Here is an 18246-nt window from a genome sequence, read left to right as displayed (position 1 = left end):
ACGGATGAGGTGTTGGTCGAAGCGATGTCCATGGAGACGTCAGAGTCAAAATCAGAGGGTGTCCGGACCATGGGCGAAACGGGGATCCACATCCACGGGCGCCTGTGTCGCCCGATGCACCTGTGCGATGTGCTGGTAGATTTTTTGCACCAGCAGTTCGCAACCTTCGCGCGTGAGAGCGGAAATTTCGAACACGGGGCCCTTGTATTTCAGGCGTTTCACGATGTCCTTGACCCTGGCTTCGCGCTCCTCGGCGGGCACCATGTCCAGCTTGTTGAGCACGAGCCAGCGAGGCTTCTCGTACAGTTTCTGGTCGAACTTCTTCAACTCCGCCACGATCGCCTTGGCCTGTGCAACGGGATCGACTCCTTCGTCGAAGGGTGCAACATCCAGCATGTGCAACAGCAGGCGCGTGCGCTGCAGGTGCCGCAAGAACTGATGCCCCAGGCCGGCACCCTCCGAAGCTCCCTCGATCAGACCGGGGACATCGGCCACCACGAAGCTCTTTTCCGGGCCGACGCGAACAACGCCCAGATTCGGATGCAATGTGGTGAAAGGGTAGTCGGCAATCTTGGGGCGGGCGTTGGAGATGGCCGCGATCAGAGTTGACTTGCCTGCATTGGGCATGCCCAACAGCCCGACGTCAGCCAGCACCTTGAGCTCGAGCTTGAGACTGCGCTTTTCCCCCGGCCATCCGGGCGTCTTCTGACGTGGCGCCCGGTTGGTCGAGCTCTTGTAGTGCATGTTGCCAAAGCCACCATCACCCCCTTTGGCGATCGTCACCTGCTCACCCGGTTGCAGCAGCTCGAACAGCACTTCACCGGTCTCGGCATCCGCAATGATGGTGCCCACAGGCATCTTGAGCACGATATCGTCGCCTTTGACGCCGAACATGTCGGAGCCTTTGCCATGTTCACCGCGGTGGGCTTCAAAGCGGCGGGTGAACCGGAAATCCACCAGCGTGTTCAGGCTGGCGTCCGCCACGGCGTACACATGGCCGCCACGGCCACCATCGCCGCCGTCGGGGCCTCCGAACTCCTTGTATTTTTCATGCCGGAAAGATGCGCAGCCATTGCCGCCATCGCCCGCAGCGACATCGATCGTGGCTTCGTCCACAAATTTCATGACATGCTTTCCAGGAAGGAAGTGCTAGGGAAGTGCCAAACAAAAAGCCCGCACGGGCGGGCCTTTTGCATTCAACGCATCACATGTGCTTGACCGCACTGCATCGATTTTTCAATCTTGCAGCACCGGAGCACGCCCGCTCAGACGGGGGTGATGCTGACAACCTGACGATTCAGCGCGCCCTTGATGGCGAAGCTCACGTGGCCATCGACCGTTGCAAAAATCGTGTGATCCTTGCCCACGCCCACGTTCATGCCGGGGTGGAACTTGGTACCGCGCTGACGCACGATGATCGAACCGGCGCTGACCAGTTCACCACCAAATGCCTTCACGCCGAGCATCTTGGGCTTGGAATCGCGCCCGTTTCGCGTTGAGCCGCCGCCTTTTTTCTGTGCCATGTTGACTTACTCCTCAGGCTGCGATCGATGCAATCTGCAGTTCGGTGAAATTCTGACGGTGCCCTTGGCGCTTCTGATAGTGCTTGCGACGGCGCATCTTGAAGATGCTCACCTTGTCGTGCCTGCCGTGGGCCAACACCGTGACCGTGACCGTTGCGCCGGTAACCAAGGGAGTGCCAACCTTGATTTCGGTGCCGTTACCGACAGCCAGAACCTGGTCAAACACGATCTCTTGGCCCACATCCGCAGCAATCTGTTCTACTTTAATTTTTTCGCCAGCAGCAACACGATACTGTTTGCCACCGGTTTTTATGACCGCGTACATATGAACCTCTTTAAAAATTCCACGAATGGAAGCTCGGCGAACCCAATTCCACCGAGCCTTAGATTTTAGCATGTGCCCGGAAAACCGGCAAGCAGCGGCCCCGACGCGGTCTGCGGCCCCCGCCAGGGCGGCCATGCCCAAGGGGCGCGAGGGCTCGGTTCCTATAATCCCAACCCAGCCCGACACCCCCTTTACCGACCGCGCGTTTCCACCTTGACCACCCCCATCTCATCCCCCGCCAGCCCCTTGGAGCTGATCCAGCCCGACATGCAGCGGGTGGACCAAGTCATCAGCGAACGCTTGACCACCGAGGTGCCGCTGGTCCGGGAAGTCGCCCAGTACATCATCTCGGCGGGCGGCAAACGCTTGCGCCCAGCCCTGTTGTTGCTGGTCAGTGGCGCGATCAACAGTCAGAACCCCCAGCGCCATACGCTGGCGGCCGTGGTGGAGTTCATTCACACCGCGACGCTCCTGCATGACGACGTGGTCGATGAATCCACCTTGCGCCGAGGGCGCGAGACCGCCAATGAGCGATTCGGCAACGCCGCCAGCGTGCTGGTGGGCGACTTCCTGTACTCCCGCGCCTTCCAGATGATGGTGGACATCAACGACATGCGCGTGATGCAGGTCCTGTCCGACGCCACCAATGTGATTGCCGAGGGCGAAGTGCTCCAGCTCATGAACATGCACGACGCCACCATCGACGAGGCCGCATACCTGCGTGTGATCCGGTCCAAGACGGCCAAGCTGTTTGAAGCCAGCGCCAGGCTGGCCCCCATCCTGGCGGGCGCAGATGCCCACACCGAGGCTCTGTGCGCGCAATACGGACAAGCGCTGGGCACCGCCTTCCAGGTGATCGATGACGTGCTCGACTACGAGGGCAGCGCCGACGAACTCGGGAAGAACCTGGGGGACGACCTGCGAGAAGGCAAGGTCACGCTGCCCATCATCTGCGCCCTCCGTTCGGGCTCCGATTCGCAAAAAGCCTTGCTGCGCCAAGCCATAGAACAAGGTGATGTGGCTCACCTCGATGCGATCAGGGACATCATTCTTCAAACCGGCGCCCTGGACGCCGCGCGGATGAGCGCACAAGCAGAGGCCCAAAGAGCGATCGAGGCCGCGAAGCAATTGCCGGTGAATACGTACAGCGCGGCTTTGCTACAATTGGCAGCTGGTCTGCTTGAGCGTCGCTCATAGGCAGCCACGGAAGGCCTGCGGCCTTCTGACGATTGACCTTTCTTGGTCCATCGGGGTGTAGCTTAGCCTGGTAGAGCGCTACGTTCGGGACGTAGAGGCCGGAGGTTCGAATCCTCTCACCCCGACCAGTTTCCCTTTTCCGACATTGCCGCTCAGGCCGTTCCAACGACCGGTCGGTCGGAATTCGCCTCTTCGAAACAACGGCCTGCGGGGGGAATCCGCAATTCCGACACAAGTTGCCTCAATAATGGCGGGCAAGTCGTTGATTCACGATAGATTACAAACCCATGGCGTCCGTCGAAACCCTCCCTCAGGAGACCCCGTCCATGGCCTTGCCAGGCCTGGGGCGGGCACTCGTGTCTGCTGGAAAGCTTGGCCAGAAGGCGGCTGAAGATCTGTACCGGAAGGCGCAAAGTGGCCGCACCAGCTTCATCGCGGAGCTGACGGGCTCCGGCGCGGTTTCCGCCTCGGATCTGGCGCACACCATGTCCGTGGCATTTGCTGCGCCACTGCTCGACCTCGATGCCATCGACGTGCAACGTCTGCCGGCCGGCCTGCTCGATGCAAAGATCTGCAGCGACTACCGCATCGTCGTCCTGAGCAAGCGCAACAACCGCCTGATGGTGGCGACGGCCGATCCCGCAGACCAGCAGGCGGCCGAGAAGATCAAGTTCGCGACGCAGATGGGCGTGGACTGGGTGATTGCCGAGTACGACAAGCTCAGCAAACTGGTGGAGACCCAGACCACCAGCGTCAACGACACGATGGACAACATCATCGGTGGCGAGTTCGAGTTCGACGAAGCGGCCACCGACACCAGCGTGAGCGACGTGACCGACAAGGCATCGGAGGTCGACGACGCACCGGTGGTGAAATTCCTGCACAAGATGTTAATCGATGCCTTCAACATGCGGGCATCCGATCTGCACTTTGAGCCTTACGAGCACAACTACCGGGTGCGCTTCCGGGTGGACGGCGAGCTTCGCGAGATTGCGTCGCCGCCCATTGCGATCAAGGACAAGCTGGCGTCCCGCATCAAGGTGATCTCCCGGATGGATATCTCTGAGAAGCGCGTGCCCCAGGACGGGCGCATGAAGCTCAAGATCGGCCCGGACCGCGTGATTGACTTCCGGGTCAGCACCTTGCCCACCTTGTTCGGCGAAAAGATCGTGATTCGTATCCTGGACCCGAGCAGTGCCAAGGTCGGGATCGATGCCCTGGGCTACGAACCCGAGGAAAAAGAAAGGCTGCTGAACGCAATCAGCCGGCCGTATGGCATGGTCTTGGTCACAGGTCCCACGGGTTCGGGAAAGACCGTGTCGCTGTACACCTGCCTGAACATCCTGAACAAGCCGGGCATCAACATTTCCACGGCCGAAGATCCGTCCGAAATCAACTTGCCTGGCGTCAACCAGGTCAACGTCAACGAGAAGGCGGGTCTGACGTTTGCGGCAGCGCTCAAGGCGTTTCTGCGTCAGGATCCTGACGTGATCATGGTGGGTGAGATTCGCGATCTGGAAACGGCCGACATCTCGATCAAGGCGGCCCAGACCGGCCACATGGTGCTGTCCACCCTGCACACCAACGATGCCCCGACCACGTTGACGCGAATGATGAACATGGGCATTCCCACGTTCAACATCGCCTCCAGCGTGATCCTGATCACCGCCCAGCGACTCGCGCGGCGGCTGTGCGCCACCTGCAAGGCCCCACTGGATGTGCCCCGCAAGGCGCTGGTGGATGCGGGATTCAAGCCTGAAGACCTCGACGGCACCTGGACACCCTACAAACCCGTGGGGTGCTCGGCCTGCAACAACGGCTACAAGGGCCGCGTCGGGATCTACCAGGTGATGCCCATTTCGGAAGAAATCCAACGCATCATCCTGCGCGGCGGCAGTGCGCTGGACATCGCGCAGCAGGCCGGCAAGGAAGGCGTTCGCACGCTGCGCGAATCCGGTCTTCTCAAGGTGAAGTTGGGCATGACTTCGCTGGAAGAAGTGCTTAGCGTGACCAACGAATGACCCCGCTCCAGACACAAGGCTCAGAGGGATAGAGGCACACCATGGCAACCGCAGTATCCAAGAACGTCAAGGACGCCGTCTTCGAGTGGGAGGGCAAAGACCGCAACGGCAAGACCGTGCGTGGCGAAACGCGGGCTGCGGGAGAGAACCAGGTGCTGGCCGCCTTGCGTCGCCAGGGCATCGTGCCAGGCAAGGTCAAGAAGCGCCGCATGAGCTCGGGCAAACGAATCAAGCCCAAGGACATTGCCATCTTCACGCGCCAATTGGCCACCATGATGAAGGCTGGTGTGCCACTGCTCCAGGCGTTTGACATCGTCGGTCGCGGCAATGCCAACCCCAGTGTCACCAAGCTGCTCAATGACATCCGCACCGATGTGGAGACTGGCACCTCGCTGAGTTCGGCGTTCCGCAAGCACCCCTTGTACTTTGACAGTCTGTACTGCAACCTCGTGGAAGCAGGCGAAGCCGCCGGCATTCTGGAGGAGTTGCTCGATCGCCTGGCGACCTACATGGAGAAGACCGAGGCGCTCAAGTCCAAGATCAAGTCGGCGTTGATGTACCCCATCGCCGTGATCGTCGTGGCCTTCGTGGTGGTGACCATCATCATGATCTTCGTGATTCCCTCATTCAAGGAGGTCTTCTCCTCCTTTGGAGCCGACCTGCCCGCACCGACTTTGTTCGTGATCGCAATGAGCGAGTTTTTCACCGAGTACTGGTGGCTGATCTTTGGCGTGCTCGGTGGCGGCTTCTACTTTTTCATGCAGGCTTGGCGGCGCAATGAGAAGGTTCAGCGGTTCATGGACCGCCTGTTGCTCAGGTTGCCCATATTCGGGCCCTTGATCGAGAAATCGGTCATCGCACGGTGGACAAGGACGTTGGCCACGATGTTTGCGGCAGGCGTGCCTCTGGTCGAGGCCCTCGACTCGGTGGGGGGCGCAGCCGGCAACTCGGTCTACGCCATCGCGACCGAGAAGATCCAACAGGAGGTGTCGACTGGCACCAGCCTGACCAATGCCATGACCAATGCCAACGTCTTCCCTTCCATGGTGCTGCAGATGTGCGCCATTGGCGAGGAATCGGGCTCGATCGACCACATGTTGGGCAAGGCCGCGGACTTCTACGAAGCCGAGGTCGATGACATGGTCGCAGGCATCTCCAGCCTGATGGAGCCCATCATCATCGTCGTGCTGGGCACCGTCATTGGCGGCATCGTGGTGTCGATGTACCTCCCCATCTTCAAGCTGGGTCAGGTGGTTTGATGCTGACCGGGTCGGGCGCGCCGGGCGCGGCGCTGCTGGGTGTGCTCGGTTTGTTGGTGGGCAGCTTTCTCAATGTGGTGATTCACCGCCTGCCCAAGATGATGGAGTTGCGCTGGGCAGCGGAGTGTGCGGAGATCCAGAACACGGAGGAAAGCCCGGTGGATTCTTCGGCCCCGGAGCCGTTCAACCTCATGGTGCCGCGCTCGCGCTGCCCGCAATGCGGGCATCAGATCCGCTGGTACGAGAACATACCGGTGTTCAGCTACCTGGCTTTGCGAGGCCGATGCAGCCAATGCGCTGCGCCAATCAGCGCGCGCTATCCGGCGGTGGAACTCACGACCGCAGCGCTGTTCGCGTGGTGCGGGTGGCATTGGGGTCCGGGTTGGGAGGCGCTGGCTTGGTGCGGATTTTCCGCGGCCGTGCTGGCCCTCGCTTGCATCGATTGGGACACTACCCTGTTGCCGGACGACATCACCCTGCCATTGCTGTGGGCGGGCCTGTGCGCGGCCGGCCTGCGGGTGACAGACACCCCACTGCCAGACGCCCTCTGGGGCGCGGTGGCCGGCTACCTCTCTCTATGGCTGGTGTACTGGGCCTTCAAATTGATCACGGGCAAGGAAGGCATGGGCTATGGTGACTTCAAGCTCTTCGCTGCATTCGGTGCGTGGTTCGGCTGGCAGGCACTGATCCCAGTGATCTTGATGGCCTCCGTGATTGGTGCTGTGATCGGCATCGCCATCAAACTCAAGGGCAACCTGCGCGAGGGTGGCTATGTGCCCTTCGGCCCCTTCCTGGCCTTGGCGGGTCTGACTTCGATGGTCTTCGGTCCTGCGGCCATTCTGTCTTCGATCGGCCTGTGAATCCGATGCTGCACACCCCGCCCCTGCGGCTGGGACTCACCGGCGGCATTGGCAGCGGCAAAAGCACGCTCGCGCGCCTGCTGCAGGTCCGTGGGGCAGAGGTGATCGATGCCGACGCGATCTCCCGCCGCAGCACCCAAGCCGGTGGGTCTGCGATGCCCGCCATTGCGCAGACCTTCGGCCAGGCCTTCTTGACCCCGGATGGGGCGCTCGATCGGCAACGCATGCGCGATCATGTGTTTGCGCATCCCGAAGCCCGTCACATGCTGGAGCACATCATCCACCCCCTGGTGGGCGCGGATATCCTGCGCCAAGCCCAGGCGTCGACCTCACGCTGCCTGGTATTCGATGTCCCTTTGCTTGTGGAGTCGGCACGCTGGCGGCCTCAGTTGGACCGCGTGCTGGTCGTTGACTGCTCGCAAGCCACGCAGATCCGCCGCGTGCATGCTCGCAGTGGATGGGACGCCGCGACCACCGAAGCCGTGATGCGCAACCAGAGCCCACGCGCCCTGCGACTGGCGGCGGCCGACCTCGTGGTCTACAACGACAGCGATGACCTGCCCCTGCTGGAGCGCACTGCCGAGGCCCTGGCCAGGCGGTTCGGGCTATGATGAACCCCCACCCGCCGCTCCGTCCCGCGACCGCCCCGCTGCCGTGATCCTGTACGACTACCCCTTCAACGAACGCATTCGCACCTACCTGCGGCTTGAACAGCTGTTTCGTCGCATGGTGGAACTGGTGCCCCGCAGCCACCCGCTGGACCACCACTATGCGATCCAGACCATCTTCGAGATCATGGATGTGGCGGCCCGGGCCGACATGAAGTCGGACGTGCTCAAGGACTTGGACCGGCACAAGCAGCAACTCATCGGCTTTCGCGGCAATCCGATGATCGCCGAGCAGGCTCTCGAAGAAGTCATTCAGAAACTGGAGGATTGCTTCACTCAGCTCAGTGAGATGACCGGCAAGACCGGGCAAGCCCTGACCGAGAACGACTGGCTGATGAGCATCCGCAGCCGCATCGGCATTCCTGGGGGCACCTGCGAGTTTGATCTGCCGGGCTACTTTCACTGGCAGCATCGCAGCGCCGAGGAACGGCGGGCGGACCTCCATCGCTGGTCCGTGCCACTGGCCCCGCTGGCGGAGTCCATTGTTCAGTTGCTCAAGATGCTGCGCGAATCGGGCTCGGCCCAGAAGGTCATCGCGCCAGGTGGCCAGTTCCAGTTGACCCTGCCGCAAGGCCGCAGCTTTCAGTTGCTGCGCTTGCGCATCGACCCGGCCACCGGGCTCATCCCCGAGATCAGCGGCAACCGGTTGATGCTCTCGGTGCGCCTCATGCGCCATGGCGAAGACGACCGCCTGCACCCCGCGCAAGAAGACGCCGCGTTTGAACTGACCTTGTGTGCCTGAGGTCCGCGTGAACGGCACCGCCAACAGCGCACCCGTCAGAACCGTTCGCTGCCCGAATTGCGGCGGGCCCAGCGTCTACGCGCCGAGCAACGTGTACCGGCCATTCTGCAGCGAACGCTGCAAGCAGATGGACCTCGGTGCGTGGGCGAATGAGGAATTTGGTCTGCCGGAGAAGGAAGGCCAGAGCGACCCCGGTTTCGAACAGAGCTGAAACCAGCTCCTCAACTGCGCGCCAAGCCGTCCTCACCCCCCTGTTCGGCAGCCAGCCATTCCAGCACGGGCAACGTCCCAGCCAGCACTGGAGTGCAGGACACCGGCAAGCTCTGCCAGCCGTACTGCTGGCCTTCGCGCATCTGCAGTTCGCCTGTCCAGTCGCGCACCTTGCAGAAATGCAAGCGCACAAGGCCGTGAGGGTAGTCCACCATCGACACTTTCCAGGGATGGGCGGTGCCGATTGTCAGGCCGATCTCCTCCTGAAGCTCACGCCGCAACGCCTGCTCCACGCTTTCACCCGCCTCCAGTTTGCCGCCGGGAAACTCCCAATACCCGGCATACACTTTGCCCGGGGGACGCGATGTAAGAAGAAAAGCGCCATCGGGCGCGATCAGCACGCCCACAGCCACGTCCACCACCGGCCGATCGGCAGGGCGCGGCGCGTCCTGATCGCCATCGACCACCAGCACCGGCGCGCTCATGACTGTGTGGCGTGGGTGCCGGCGTAGTCGCGCGCAAACTGGTAAGCCACCCGTCCGCTGCGCGAACCTCGCTCCAGTGCCCACACCAGCGCCAGGGGCCTGGCTGCCTCGATGTCCGCCGCCGGGACGCCCAGCGAGGAAAGCCACTGCGCGACGATGGTGAGGTATTCGTCCTGACTGAACGGATAGAAACTCACCCAAAGACCAAAACGCTCGGAGAGAGAAATCTTCTCCTCCACCACCTCGCCAGGGTGCACCTCACCGTCCGCCGTGTGCGTGTAGGTGAGGTTTTCCTTCATGTACTCGGGCAACAGGTGACGGCGGTTGCTGGTGGCGTAGATCAACACGTTAGGGCTTGCGGCCGAAACCGACCCGTCCAGGATGGACTTGAGCGCCTTGTAACCGGGCTCCCCGTCCTCGAAGCTCAGGTCGTCGCAGAACACGACGAAGCGTTCAGGCCGCTCAGCCACCACTTCGACAATGTCTGGCAAGTCCACGAGGTCGGACTTGTCCACTTCGATCAACCTCAGGCCCTGCGGCGAATACTCATTGAGGCAGGCACGCACCAGCGAGGATTTGCCGGTGCCGCGCGCACCCGTCAGCAACACATTGTTGGCGGGCAGTCCCTGCACAAACTGCAAGGTGTTGCGTTGAATCTTTTCCTTCTGCGCGTCGATTTCCTGAAGATCGCCCAGGCGCATCGCGCCCACATGGCGCACCGGCTCCAGCACGCCATGGCCGCTGCTGCGCTTGCGATACCGCCATGCCACGGCCGCGGCCCAGTCCGGCGCCGACATCGGCTGCGGCAGCACCGCTTCGATCCGCGTGATGAGCTGCTCGGCGCGCTGCAGCAGGCGTTCGAAATGCTCGTTCATGATCGATAGTCGGCGTTGATGGTCACGTACTCATGGCTGAAGTCGCAGGTCCACACCGTCTCGCTTGCCGTGCCACGCCCCAAGCCGATGCGCACCAGGATCTCGGCCTGTTTCATGACGCGCTGACCATCCTCTTCCTTGTAGGAGGGGTGGCGTCCGCCGGCGCTGACCACGTGCACGTCACCCAGGTGCAGATCGATACCGCTGACATCCAGATCGGCAATGCCCGCGTAACCCACCGCTGCCAGGATACGACCGAGGTTCGGGTCGCTGGCAAAAAATGCCGTCTTCACCAGCGGCGAGTGCGCGACCGCGTAGGCTGCAAGCAGGCACTCCGAGGCGTCCCGGCCACCGTCGACCTGCACGGTGATGAATTTGGTGGCGCCCTCACCGTCACGCACGATGGCGTGCGCCAGGTGCCGCGCCACTCGGGTGAGCGCCTCAAGCAATGCAAGCCCCGCCGGGCTCTCCAGATCGGTGATAGGCGCATTGCCCGCCTGACCCGTGGCCACCACCACAAAGGAATCGTTGGTGCTGGTGTCGCCGTCCACGGTGACGCGATTGAAGGAGGCGTCGGCAAGCCGGCGCGCCAGCGCATTCATCAGCGAGGGGGCGACAGCGGCGTCGGTGGCCAGGAAACCCAGCATCGTGGCCATGTTGGGTCGGATCATGCCCGCACCTTTGGCAATGCCGGTGGCGCTGAGGCTGCGCCCTTCAAGCTCGAAGCGCTGGCTAAAAGCCTTGGGCAGGGTATCCGTCGTCATGATGCCCTCAGCGGCCGAGAGCCATTGCGCACCACCATCGGTCTGCGGCTGCGCCGCGTCGGACAGCGCCAGCGGCAGGCCGGCCAGCAGGCGGTCCAATGGCAGTGGCTCCATGATCACGCCCGTCGAGAAGGGCAGCACCTGTTCGTGGTGCAGACCTAGCGAGCGTGCCAGCGCGTTGCAGGTCTGGCGCGCATTCGCCAAGCCCGGCTCGCCAGTGCCAGCGTTCGCGTTACCGGTGTTGATCACCAGCGCGCGGATGGTCTGCCCGGAGGCCAAGTGATCCCGGCAAACCTGCACCGGTGCGGCAGCGTAGCGGTTCTGCGTGAACACCGCGCCCACGGCGCAGCCTTCGTCGAGCAGAAACACCGTGAGATCCTTGCGGTTGGCCTTGCGGATGCCCGCCTGAGCCACACCAATGCGCACGCCCGCAATGGGCAGCAGGTCGGCGACCAAAGGGGCGTTGAGTTGAACAGGCATGTGAACTCCGAGGATGTGACCGTGATACCCAACGGCGCGCGGCGGCGGACACCCCTGGTGCCGCCCGCACGCCACCGTCAGTCCAGCTTGCCGTGGCAGTGCTTGTACTTCTTGCCACTGCCACAGGGGCAGGGATCGTTGCGCCCGACGCGGGGCACGTTGCCCGCAGGGCGCGCGGCCGCAGCAATGGCCGCATCGGCGATGGTTTCCGCCTCGCCGGTTTCAGTCGGGGCGGTGTAGGTCACATTGGCGATCTGCTCGGCACGTTCCTCCAGCCGCTCAGCCGCTTCGGCCATCTGCTCCGCCGACTGCACGCGCACATTCATCAACACACGGGTGACGTCGTTCTTGACGCTGTCGAGGAGTTGGCCGAACAGCATGAAGGCTTCGCGCTTGTACTCCTGTTTTGGCTGCTTCTGCGCGTAGCCGCGCAGGTGAATCCCCTGGCGCAGGTAGTCGAGGGCCGAGAGATGCTCGCGCCACTGGCCGTCGATGGTCTGCAAAAGCACGACGCGCTCGAACTGCGTGAAGTTCTCTTCGCCCACAAGCGCCACTTTGCCCTCGAACACAGACTTGGCAGCGGCCTGGACGCGCTCGACGATTTCTTCCACGTCGATGGCTTCGGCGTCGGCCACCCAACTGGTCACCGGCGCTTCCACCGCCCACTCCTCGCGGAGCACACGCTCCAGCGCGGGCAGGTCCCACTGCTCTTCCACACTGCCCTCGGGCACGTACTGGTGCACGACGTCCGTGAAGCAGCCTTCGCGCAGCGCGTCGATCTGCGCGCGCAGCGACGTGGCGTCAAGAATGTCGTTGCGCTGCTGGTAAATCACCTTGCGCTGGTCGTTGGAGACGTCGTCGTACTCCAGCAACTGCTTGCGGATATCAAAGTTGCGCGCTTCGACTTTGCGCTGCGCACTCTCGATGCTGCGCGTCACGATGCCCGCTTCGATCGCCTCGCCCTCGGGCATCTTCAGGCGATCCATGATCGCGCGCACGCGGTCGCCGGCAAAGATGCGCATGAGCGAATCGTCCAGGCTCAGGTAGAAGCGCGACGAACCAGGATCACCTTGGCGGCCAGAGCGGCCGCGCAACTGGTTGTCGATGCGGCGCGATTCGTGGCGCTCGGTCGCGATGATGCGCAAGCCGCCCAGGGATTTGACCTTGTCGTGGTCCTGCTGCCATTGCTGGCGGATCGACTCGACGCGAGCCGCCTTGGTGGCATCGTCGAGTGCTTCGTCGTTCTGCACCGCATCGACCATCTTCTCGAGATTGCCACCGAGCACGATGTCGGTGCCGCGGCCGGCCATGTTGGTCGCGATGGTGATGGCGCCGGGTCGGCCGGCCTGGATGATGATGTCGGCCTCGCGGGCGTGCTGCTTGGCGTTGAGCACCTCGTGTGGCAGCTTTTCGGCCTGCAGCAGGCTGGCGATGATCTCGGAGTTCTCAATCGAAGAGGTACCCACCAGCACCGGCTGACCTCGTTCGTGGCATTCGCGGATGTCTTCAATTGCCGCGACGTACTTTTCCTTGGTGGTCTTGTAGACCCGATCCAGCTGATCGGTGCGCTTGCTCGGCCGGTTGGGCGGAATCACCACCGTCTCCAGCCCGTAGATTTCCTGGAATTCGTAGGCCTCGGTGTCCGCCGTGCCGGTCATGCCCGAGAGCTTGCTGTACAAGCGGAAGTAGTTCTGGAAGGTGATGGACGCCAGCGTCTGGTTCTCCGGCTGGATGGCGACGCCCTCCTTCGCCTCCACGGCCTGGTGCAGGCCGTCGCTCCAGCGGCGGCCCGACATCAGGCGCCCTGTGAACTCGTCGACGATCACGATTTCACCGTTCTGGTTCACGTAGTGTTGATCGCGGTGATAGAGATGGTGCGCCTTCAGCGAGGTCACCAGGTGGTGCAGCAGCGCGATGTTGGCGGGGTCGTAGAGCGAAGCGCCTTCGGGCAGCAACCCGGCCTGGCTCAGCAGGCGCTCGGCATTCTCATGACCCTGCTCAGTCATGTGGATGGAGTGAGCCTTCTCGTCCACGGTGAAGTCGCCGGGCTTGATCACGCCCTCACCTGTGCGTGGGTCGGCCTCGCCTTCCTGGCGCACCAGATGGGGCACAAGCTGTTTGATCGCCAGATAAACCTGGGTCTGGTCTTCCGCCTGCCCGCTGATGATCAGAGGCGTTCTGGCCTCGTCGATCAGGATCGAGTCCACCTCGTCCACGATCGCGTAGTTCAGGCCTCGCTGCACGCGGTCTGCAGCCTCATAGACCATGTTGTCGCGCAGATAGTCGAAGCCGTACTCGTTGTTCGTGCCGTAGGTGATGTCGGCGCGGTAGGCCGCCTGCTTGTCCTCACGCGGGGCCTGGGGCAAGTTGATACCCACGGTGAGGCCGAGGAAGTTGTACAGCCGGCCCATCCACTGCGCATCGCGGCTCGCCAGGTAGTCGTTGACGGTCACGACATGCACGCCTTTGCCAGTCAGCGCGTTCAAGTAGACGGGCAGCGTGGCGGTCAGCGTCTTGCCCTCGCCGGTGCGCATTTCGGCCACTTTGCCATGGTGCAGTGCCAGGCCGCCCATCAACTGCACATCGAAGTGGCGCATCTTCATGACGCGCTTGCTCGCTTCGCGCACCACTGCAAATGCCTCGGGCAACAAGGCCTCCAGGGCCTCGCCCTGGGCGATGCGTTGCTTGAAAGCCTCCGTTTGGGCTTTCAGCTCGTCGTCGCTGAGCTGCTCGAACTTCGACTCCAGTCCATTGATCCGCTCCACCGTCTTGCGATAGGTCTTCAGGAGACGGTCATTGCGGCTACCAAATATTTTGGTGAGGAAGTTTGTGGCCATACGTGCGGGCCTGCGCCGGATACCCTGTGGATTCCGGGCAGGCAATTGGAGGTAGGAGGGCTCTCGCGAACCCGGGAGAGCAAATGACGGGAAACTACCCGTGATGTGCCGACGGACGCAGGGCTTTCAAGAGCAAAGCGCGCATTTTACCCGTCGCACCTGCCCCTCGCTCAGGGCCTGCGGGGTCCGGGTCCGGTTGCCTTGGCGACGGCCATGTTTTCACCGGCAGCCAGGAAGCGCTGCGGATCCTGCGGCACCCCCGAGACCCACACTTCAAAGTGCAGGTGTGGCCCTGTAGAGCGCCCGGTGGAACCAACTTCGGCGATTTTCTGGCCCCGCTTCACGATATCGCCCTTCTTCACCAACACCTTTGACGCGTGGGCGTACCGGGTGATCAGGTCGTTGCCGTGGTCGACTTCGACCATGTTGCCGTAGGCCGGGTGGTACTCCTGCACCACGACCATCCCACCGGCGGCAGCAAGAATAGGCGTGCCGGGGTCGGATGGGAAATCCAAGCCTGTGTGCAAGGCGGACCGACCGGTGATGGGATCGATGCGAAAACCAAACGGCGAACCCACCTGCACGCCGGCCACCGGCTGTTCGGTCGGCACCATGGTGCGCTGGATCTTCTGGTCGAACAGGCGCGACTCGACCACCGTCAACCAGTCCACGCGCGACCCGCTGGTCTGGTCGATCCGGTCCAGGGCGCCCATCAGCTCGTCCATGCTCAAGTCACGCCCCCCCACCAGCGCCCCGCCGGCGCCCGGCTTGGGCTTGAATTCCGCAGGGCTCAGGCCGGCCAGGCCGGCGACCCGCTCGCCCAGCGAGTCGATCTGAACCATGCGCGCCTGCATTTCACCCAGCTTGCGGGCCATCGCGTCGAGATTGGCGCGCATGTACGCGTTCTGGGAATTGGCTTCGTCCTGGTGCACCAGTCGCGCCACCGGGGCGAACCCGGGCCAGCCCTGGCGCACGCCTTCCAGAAACACCCAGTGATAGGTCGTGATCGCGCCCAGCATCAACAGCACCGACGCGAGCACGCCGACACCGACGAGCTTGAGTCCGCTGAGGTGCATGGCGCGGCTCCGTGCCAGCCAGGCGTCCGTGATAATGATGTGCACTGCTCTGCTCTACCTTTCCAGGCCGCCCGGATTCACTTGGGCCACCCTCATCGCATGTCTAACGCCCCACGCTCCCACAACACCATGCTCAGTCTGGAGCAGGCGGTGGGAGCTGCGCCCACTCTCGCCGCGCTGCAGGAGCGCATCCGCGAATCCCGCTGGTGCCTGGATCAGGTTCAACACCTGATACCTGCGAGCTTGCGCCCTCATGTGCAGGCTGGGCCCTTGCAGGATCAGGAGTGGTGTCTGCTGGTGGCCAGTTCCGCCGCGTCGACCAAACTTCGCCACCTGCTGCCTTCGCTGCAATTGGCTTTGACTCAAAGGGGTGCGCAGGTTAACGCAATCCGCATCAAAGTCCAAACGCCGGGGCGATGAGCGCGGCCTGCGTCTTCGCGGGCGGTGACTGGTGCGCTTGTCTGACTCGAAAATACAACGGCAAGCCGCATAAATCCTCACACGTAGCGCGCCCCCCGAAAAAAGTACCGTCAAAAGTACCGTCATGTTGATCTTGGTGGGGCTGATGGTCGCACGCTCATCACTTTCCATCCGCCACATGCACGCTCCTAGCCATTTCTGAAGAGCTGGGTCGCTCGTGAGACTCTCCGCCCGAATGCTAGACTGGAAAGTTTTGTACAAGGTAGTCCGCGAGGTCGCGGGTCTCCCCCCACTAAGTTGGAAGGCGTCAAGATGGAAGAGAGCACGGTAGTCGCAGCTTTGAAGCCAGTAGCTGTGATTGTTCAGCAAGGCAAGGTGCTTGATTTCATCGACGGAAGGACCCAGCGCGAGGAAACTCCAGAAGAGTACGTACGCCAAGAGATCGCGAAATCGCTTGTCCGTGAATATGGCTACCCCAAGAGCGACATACTTGTTGAGTATGTACTGCGGCTAGGTTCGCGCAAGCCGAGAGCCGATATTGTGGTGTTCAACTCGGGCGAAGATCGAGATCAGTCGAGCGCGTACATCATCGTCGAGTGCAAAGAAAAGAAGGTGCGGTCCAGCGATCGCAAAGAAGGCGTTGGACAGCTACAGAGCTACATGGCGGCTTGCCCCAATGCCATCTACGGCATGTGGACGAATGGACTAGAACGCTTTTGTTATCGGAAGGTGGAGAGCAAGGGAAAGATCCTTTTCGAGGAGCTTCCTGACCTTCCCAGCTTTGGTCAAACTGGAGACGAGGCAGAACGCCCCAAGTTTGATCAGCTCAAACCCGCCTCGTCTGACGCTCTCCTCTTCGCCTTCCGTCGTTGCCACAACTACATCGCCGGCAATCAAGGTTTGCAGAAGCCTCAGGCGTTCTGGGAGCTGCTAAAGCTCATCTTCTGCAAGATTCATGATGAGCGCGACAGCGAGGTCGTAGAGTTCTACGCCGCTGGCAATGAGCGAGCTGGAATCAACGGACCGCTGAAGGTAAAAAAGCGGCTCGACGCACTTTTCGAAGCCGTGAAAAGCGAGTTTCCGGCGATCTTTACAGCTAACGACACTATAGAGCTTAAGCCTCAGGTGCTCGCTTATCTCGTCAGCCAACTTCAGATGTACTCGCTGCTTGAGAGTGACGTCGACGTGAAAGGGCATGCATACGAAGAGATCGTCGGTTCGAACCTTCGAGGAGACCGTGGCGAGTTCTTCACTCCCCGCAATGTCTGCAACATGGCGGTATCTATGCTCGACCCATCTGAAGGTCAACTCATGCTAGATCCGGCTTGCGGTACGGGAGGGTTCCTGATCGCTGCGATGAACCATGTGATCGAGAAGATCCGTGCTTCTGAGTTGGACAAATGGAGAGGTGACATCAAACGCGCAGAGCCGAAAATCGTCTCTCGCATCGCTAAGTTCGCGGGCTCTTGTATCGTCGGCCTTGACTTCAACCCAGAGCTGGTGAAGGCCACGAAGATGAACATGGTGATGAACAATGACGGTGCGGGCGGGCTCTATCAAGCGAACTCGCTTGCGAGCCCCGCCACATGGGAAGAGGGCCTTCGCGATCGGTCACTGATTGGAAAAATTGATCTCATTTTCACCAATCCGCCGTTCGGGTCGAAGATCCCCGTCGACGATCCAGCCATCCTAGAGAAGTATGACCTGGGGCACTCTTGGGCATACAACGAGCAGACTGACCGTTGGATTATGGGTGAAGGCATCCAGAAGTCTCAGCCGCCGGAGATTCTCTTTATCGAACGCTGCGTGAAGTTCTTGAAGCCCGGCAGCGGTCGCGTAGCCATGGTGTTGCCAGACGGAATCTTAGGCTCGCCAGGCCTTGGCTACGTGCGCCAGTGGATCCTTCAAAACACGCAAGTGCTTGCGTCCGTTGACCTTCATCCGGACACGTTCCAACCAAACGTTAGCGTCCAAACCAGTGTTCTTGTTCTTCAGCGTAAAACAGACGCATTGATTGCTCTTGAGGACGCGGCCGGCCGCATGAATGACTACAGCATATTTATGGCTGTTGCCAATCATGTAGGACACGACAAGCGCGGGAACACGACTTACGTACGGGATAAAAAGGGCAACGAGGTGGTTGAGGAGGTCGAAAAGAAGTTCAAAGAGTTTGAGGATGGACAACTGGTCTACAAGTCGCAGAAGACCCTGACCAAAGTAGTCGACGACAACACTCTTCAGATTGCCCAGGAGTTTCGCAAATGGCTCTCCGAGCAAAACTAAGCGCCCCCAAAGAGGAGAGGAACCACTGGGCTTGGCACAGCGCCAAGTGGATGGAAGTGTCCGCCTCATCGCTTTGGACCAACGAGCGTAGGTTGGAGGCGGAGAACTATCTTGCCAGTGGATACGGTCTTAGGCTAGCTATGGACAAGCGCGGCACGCCGGCCATGCACACGCTCGCATCAGTTTGGCAACCCTCTCGTCTAAAAGGTATCCAAGTCTCT

Annotated in this window: 17 protein-coding genes and 1 tRNA gene; 10 read left to right on the top strand and 8 right to left on the bottom strand. The window is 61.6% G+C overall.

What is annotated here, in order from left to right; all coding sequences use genetic code 11:
* Positions 1-51: 51 nt before the first annotated feature.
* The 3 genes from cgtA to rplU form a co-directional block, all read right to left on the bottom strand.
* Positions 52-1125: an Obg family GTPase CgtA gene (gene cgtA, locus KIT86_RS09010; protein ID WP_297397425.1), complete on the bottom strand. Its 1074-nt coding sequence runs from the start codon at positions 1123-1125 to the stop codon at positions 52-54.
* Between the two features lie 140 nt (positions 1126-1265).
* Positions 1266-1523, bottom strand: a complete 258-nt coding sequence (gene rpmA, locus KIT86_RS09005) for a 50S ribosomal protein L27 (RefSeq protein WP_297397423.1) — start codon at positions 1521-1523, stop codon at positions 1266-1268.
* 13 nt (positions 1524-1536) lie between these two features.
* Positions 1537-1848, bottom strand: a complete 312-nt coding sequence (gene rplU, locus KIT86_RS09000) for a 50S ribosomal protein L21 (protein ID WP_297397421.1) — start codon at positions 1846-1848, stop codon at positions 1537-1539.
* 267 nt (positions 1849-2115) lie between these two features.
* On the opposite strand from rplU, the gene KIT86_RS08995 reads away from it, so the two are divergent.
* The 8 genes from KIT86_RS08995 to KIT86_RS08960 all read left to right on the top strand — a co-directional run bounded on the left by KIT86_RS08995 (position 2116) and on the right by KIT86_RS08960 (position 8806).
* Positions 2116-3045, top strand: coding sequence for a polyprenyl synthetase family protein (locus tag KIT86_RS08995; protein ID WP_297397461.1), 930 nt, complete (start codon positions 2116-2118; stop codon positions 3043-3045).
* Positions 3046-3096: 51 nt separating this feature from the next.
* Positions 3097-3173: transfer RNA gene (locus KIT86_RS08990), tRNA-Pro, on the top strand.
* Positions 3174-3332: 159 nt separating this feature from the next.
* Complete coding sequence (gene pilB, locus KIT86_RS08985; RefSeq protein ID WP_297397419.1) at positions 3333-5066, top strand: type IV-A pilus assembly ATPase PilB; 1734 nt, start codon at positions 3333-3335, stop codon at positions 5064-5066.
* 41 nt (positions 5067-5107) lie between these two features.
* Positions 5108-6325 carry a type II secretion system F family protein gene (locus tag KIT86_RS08980; protein WP_297397417.1) on the top strand — a complete coding sequence of 406 codons (1218 nt, stop codon included), beginning with the start codon at positions 5108-5110 and terminating at the stop codon, positions 6323-6325.
* The gene (locus KIT86_RS08975; protein WP_297397415.1) at positions 6325-7185 is read left to right on the top strand and encodes an A24 family peptidase; all 861 of its coding nucleotides are present in this window, start codon (positions 6325-6327) and stop codon (positions 7183-7185) included. Before KIT86_RS08980 ends, KIT86_RS08975 begins: the two co-directional genes overlap by 1 nt.
* A gap of 5 nt (positions 7186-7190) precedes the next feature.
* Positions 7191-7796 (top strand): dephospho-CoA kinase, encoded by a 606-nt coding sequence (coaE, locus tag KIT86_RS08970; RefSeq protein ID WP_297397413.1) that lies wholly within the window; start codon positions 7191-7193, stop codon positions 7794-7796.
* Between the two features lie 43 nt (positions 7797-7839).
* Positions 7840-8595, top strand: coding sequence for a cell division protein ZapD (gene zapD / locus KIT86_RS08965; RefSeq protein ID WP_297397411.1), 756 nt, complete (start codon positions 7840-7842; stop codon positions 8593-8595).
* Between the two features lie 7 nt (positions 8596-8602).
* Complete coding sequence (locus tag KIT86_RS08960; RefSeq protein ID WP_297397409.1) at positions 8603-8806, top strand: DNA gyrase inhibitor YacG; 204 nt, start codon at positions 8603-8605, stop codon at positions 8804-8806.
* Between the two features lie 10 nt (positions 8807-8816).
* On the opposite strand, the gene KIT86_RS08955 is transcribed toward KIT86_RS08960, so the two are convergent.
* From KIT86_RS08955 to KIT86_RS08935, 5 genes are all read right to left on the bottom strand, one after another.
* Positions 8817-9290 carry an NUDIX domain-containing protein gene (locus tag KIT86_RS08955; protein ID WP_297397407.1) on the bottom strand — a complete coding sequence of 158 codons (474 nt, stop codon included), beginning with the start codon at positions 9288-9290 and terminating at the stop codon, positions 8817-8819.
* Positions 9287-10165 carry an ATP-binding protein gene (locus tag KIT86_RS08950; protein WP_297397405.1) on the bottom strand — a complete coding sequence of 293 codons (879 nt, stop codon included), beginning with the start codon at positions 10163-10165 and terminating at the stop codon, positions 9287-9289. The genes KIT86_RS08955 and KIT86_RS08950 overlap by 4 nt, the downstream gene beginning before the upstream one ends.
* Positions 10162-11409: a bifunctional glutamate N-acetyltransferase/amino-acid acetyltransferase ArgJ gene (argJ, locus tag KIT86_RS08945; protein WP_297397403.1), complete on the bottom strand. Its 1248-nt coding sequence runs from the start codon at positions 11407-11409 to the stop codon at positions 10162-10164. The genes KIT86_RS08950 and argJ overlap by 4 nt, the downstream gene beginning before the upstream one ends.
* A 77-nt stretch (positions 11410-11486) precedes the next feature.
* On the bottom strand, positions 11487-14246 hold the full coding sequence (gene secA / locus KIT86_RS08940) for a preprotein translocase subunit SecA (protein WP_297397401.1): 2760 nt from the start codon (positions 14244-14246) through the stop codon (positions 11487-11489).
* Positions 14247-14416: 170 nt separating this feature from the next.
* Positions 14417-15322 (bottom strand): M23 family metallopeptidase, encoded by a 906-nt coding sequence (locus KIT86_RS08935; protein ID WP_297397399.1) that lies wholly within the window; start codon positions 15320-15322, stop codon positions 14417-14419.
* A gap of 129 nt (positions 15323-15451) precedes the next feature.
* Here KIT86_RS08935 and KIT86_RS08930 point away from each other — a divergent pair, with 129 nt between their 5' ends.
* Both KIT86_RS08930 and KIT86_RS08925 read left to right on the top strand, forming a co-directional pair.
* On the top strand, positions 15452-15742 hold the full coding sequence (locus tag KIT86_RS08930) for a DciA family protein (protein WP_297397397.1): 291 nt from the start codon (positions 15452-15454) through the stop codon (positions 15740-15742).
* Positions 15743-16054: 312 nt separating this feature from the next.
* Complete coding sequence (locus KIT86_RS08925) at positions 16055-18025, top strand: N-6 DNA methylase (RefSeq protein ID WP_297397394.1); 1971 nt, start codon at positions 16055-16057, stop codon at positions 18023-18025.
* Positions 18026-18246 lie beyond the last annotated feature (221 nt).

Source organism: Hydrogenophaga sp. (genome assembly GCF_026125825.1).
Classification (GTDB): domain Bacteria; phylum Pseudomonadota; class Gammaproteobacteria; order Burkholderiales; family Burkholderiaceae_C; genus Hydrogenophaga.
This window is presented reverse-complemented; position numbering and strand designations above follow the sequence as displayed.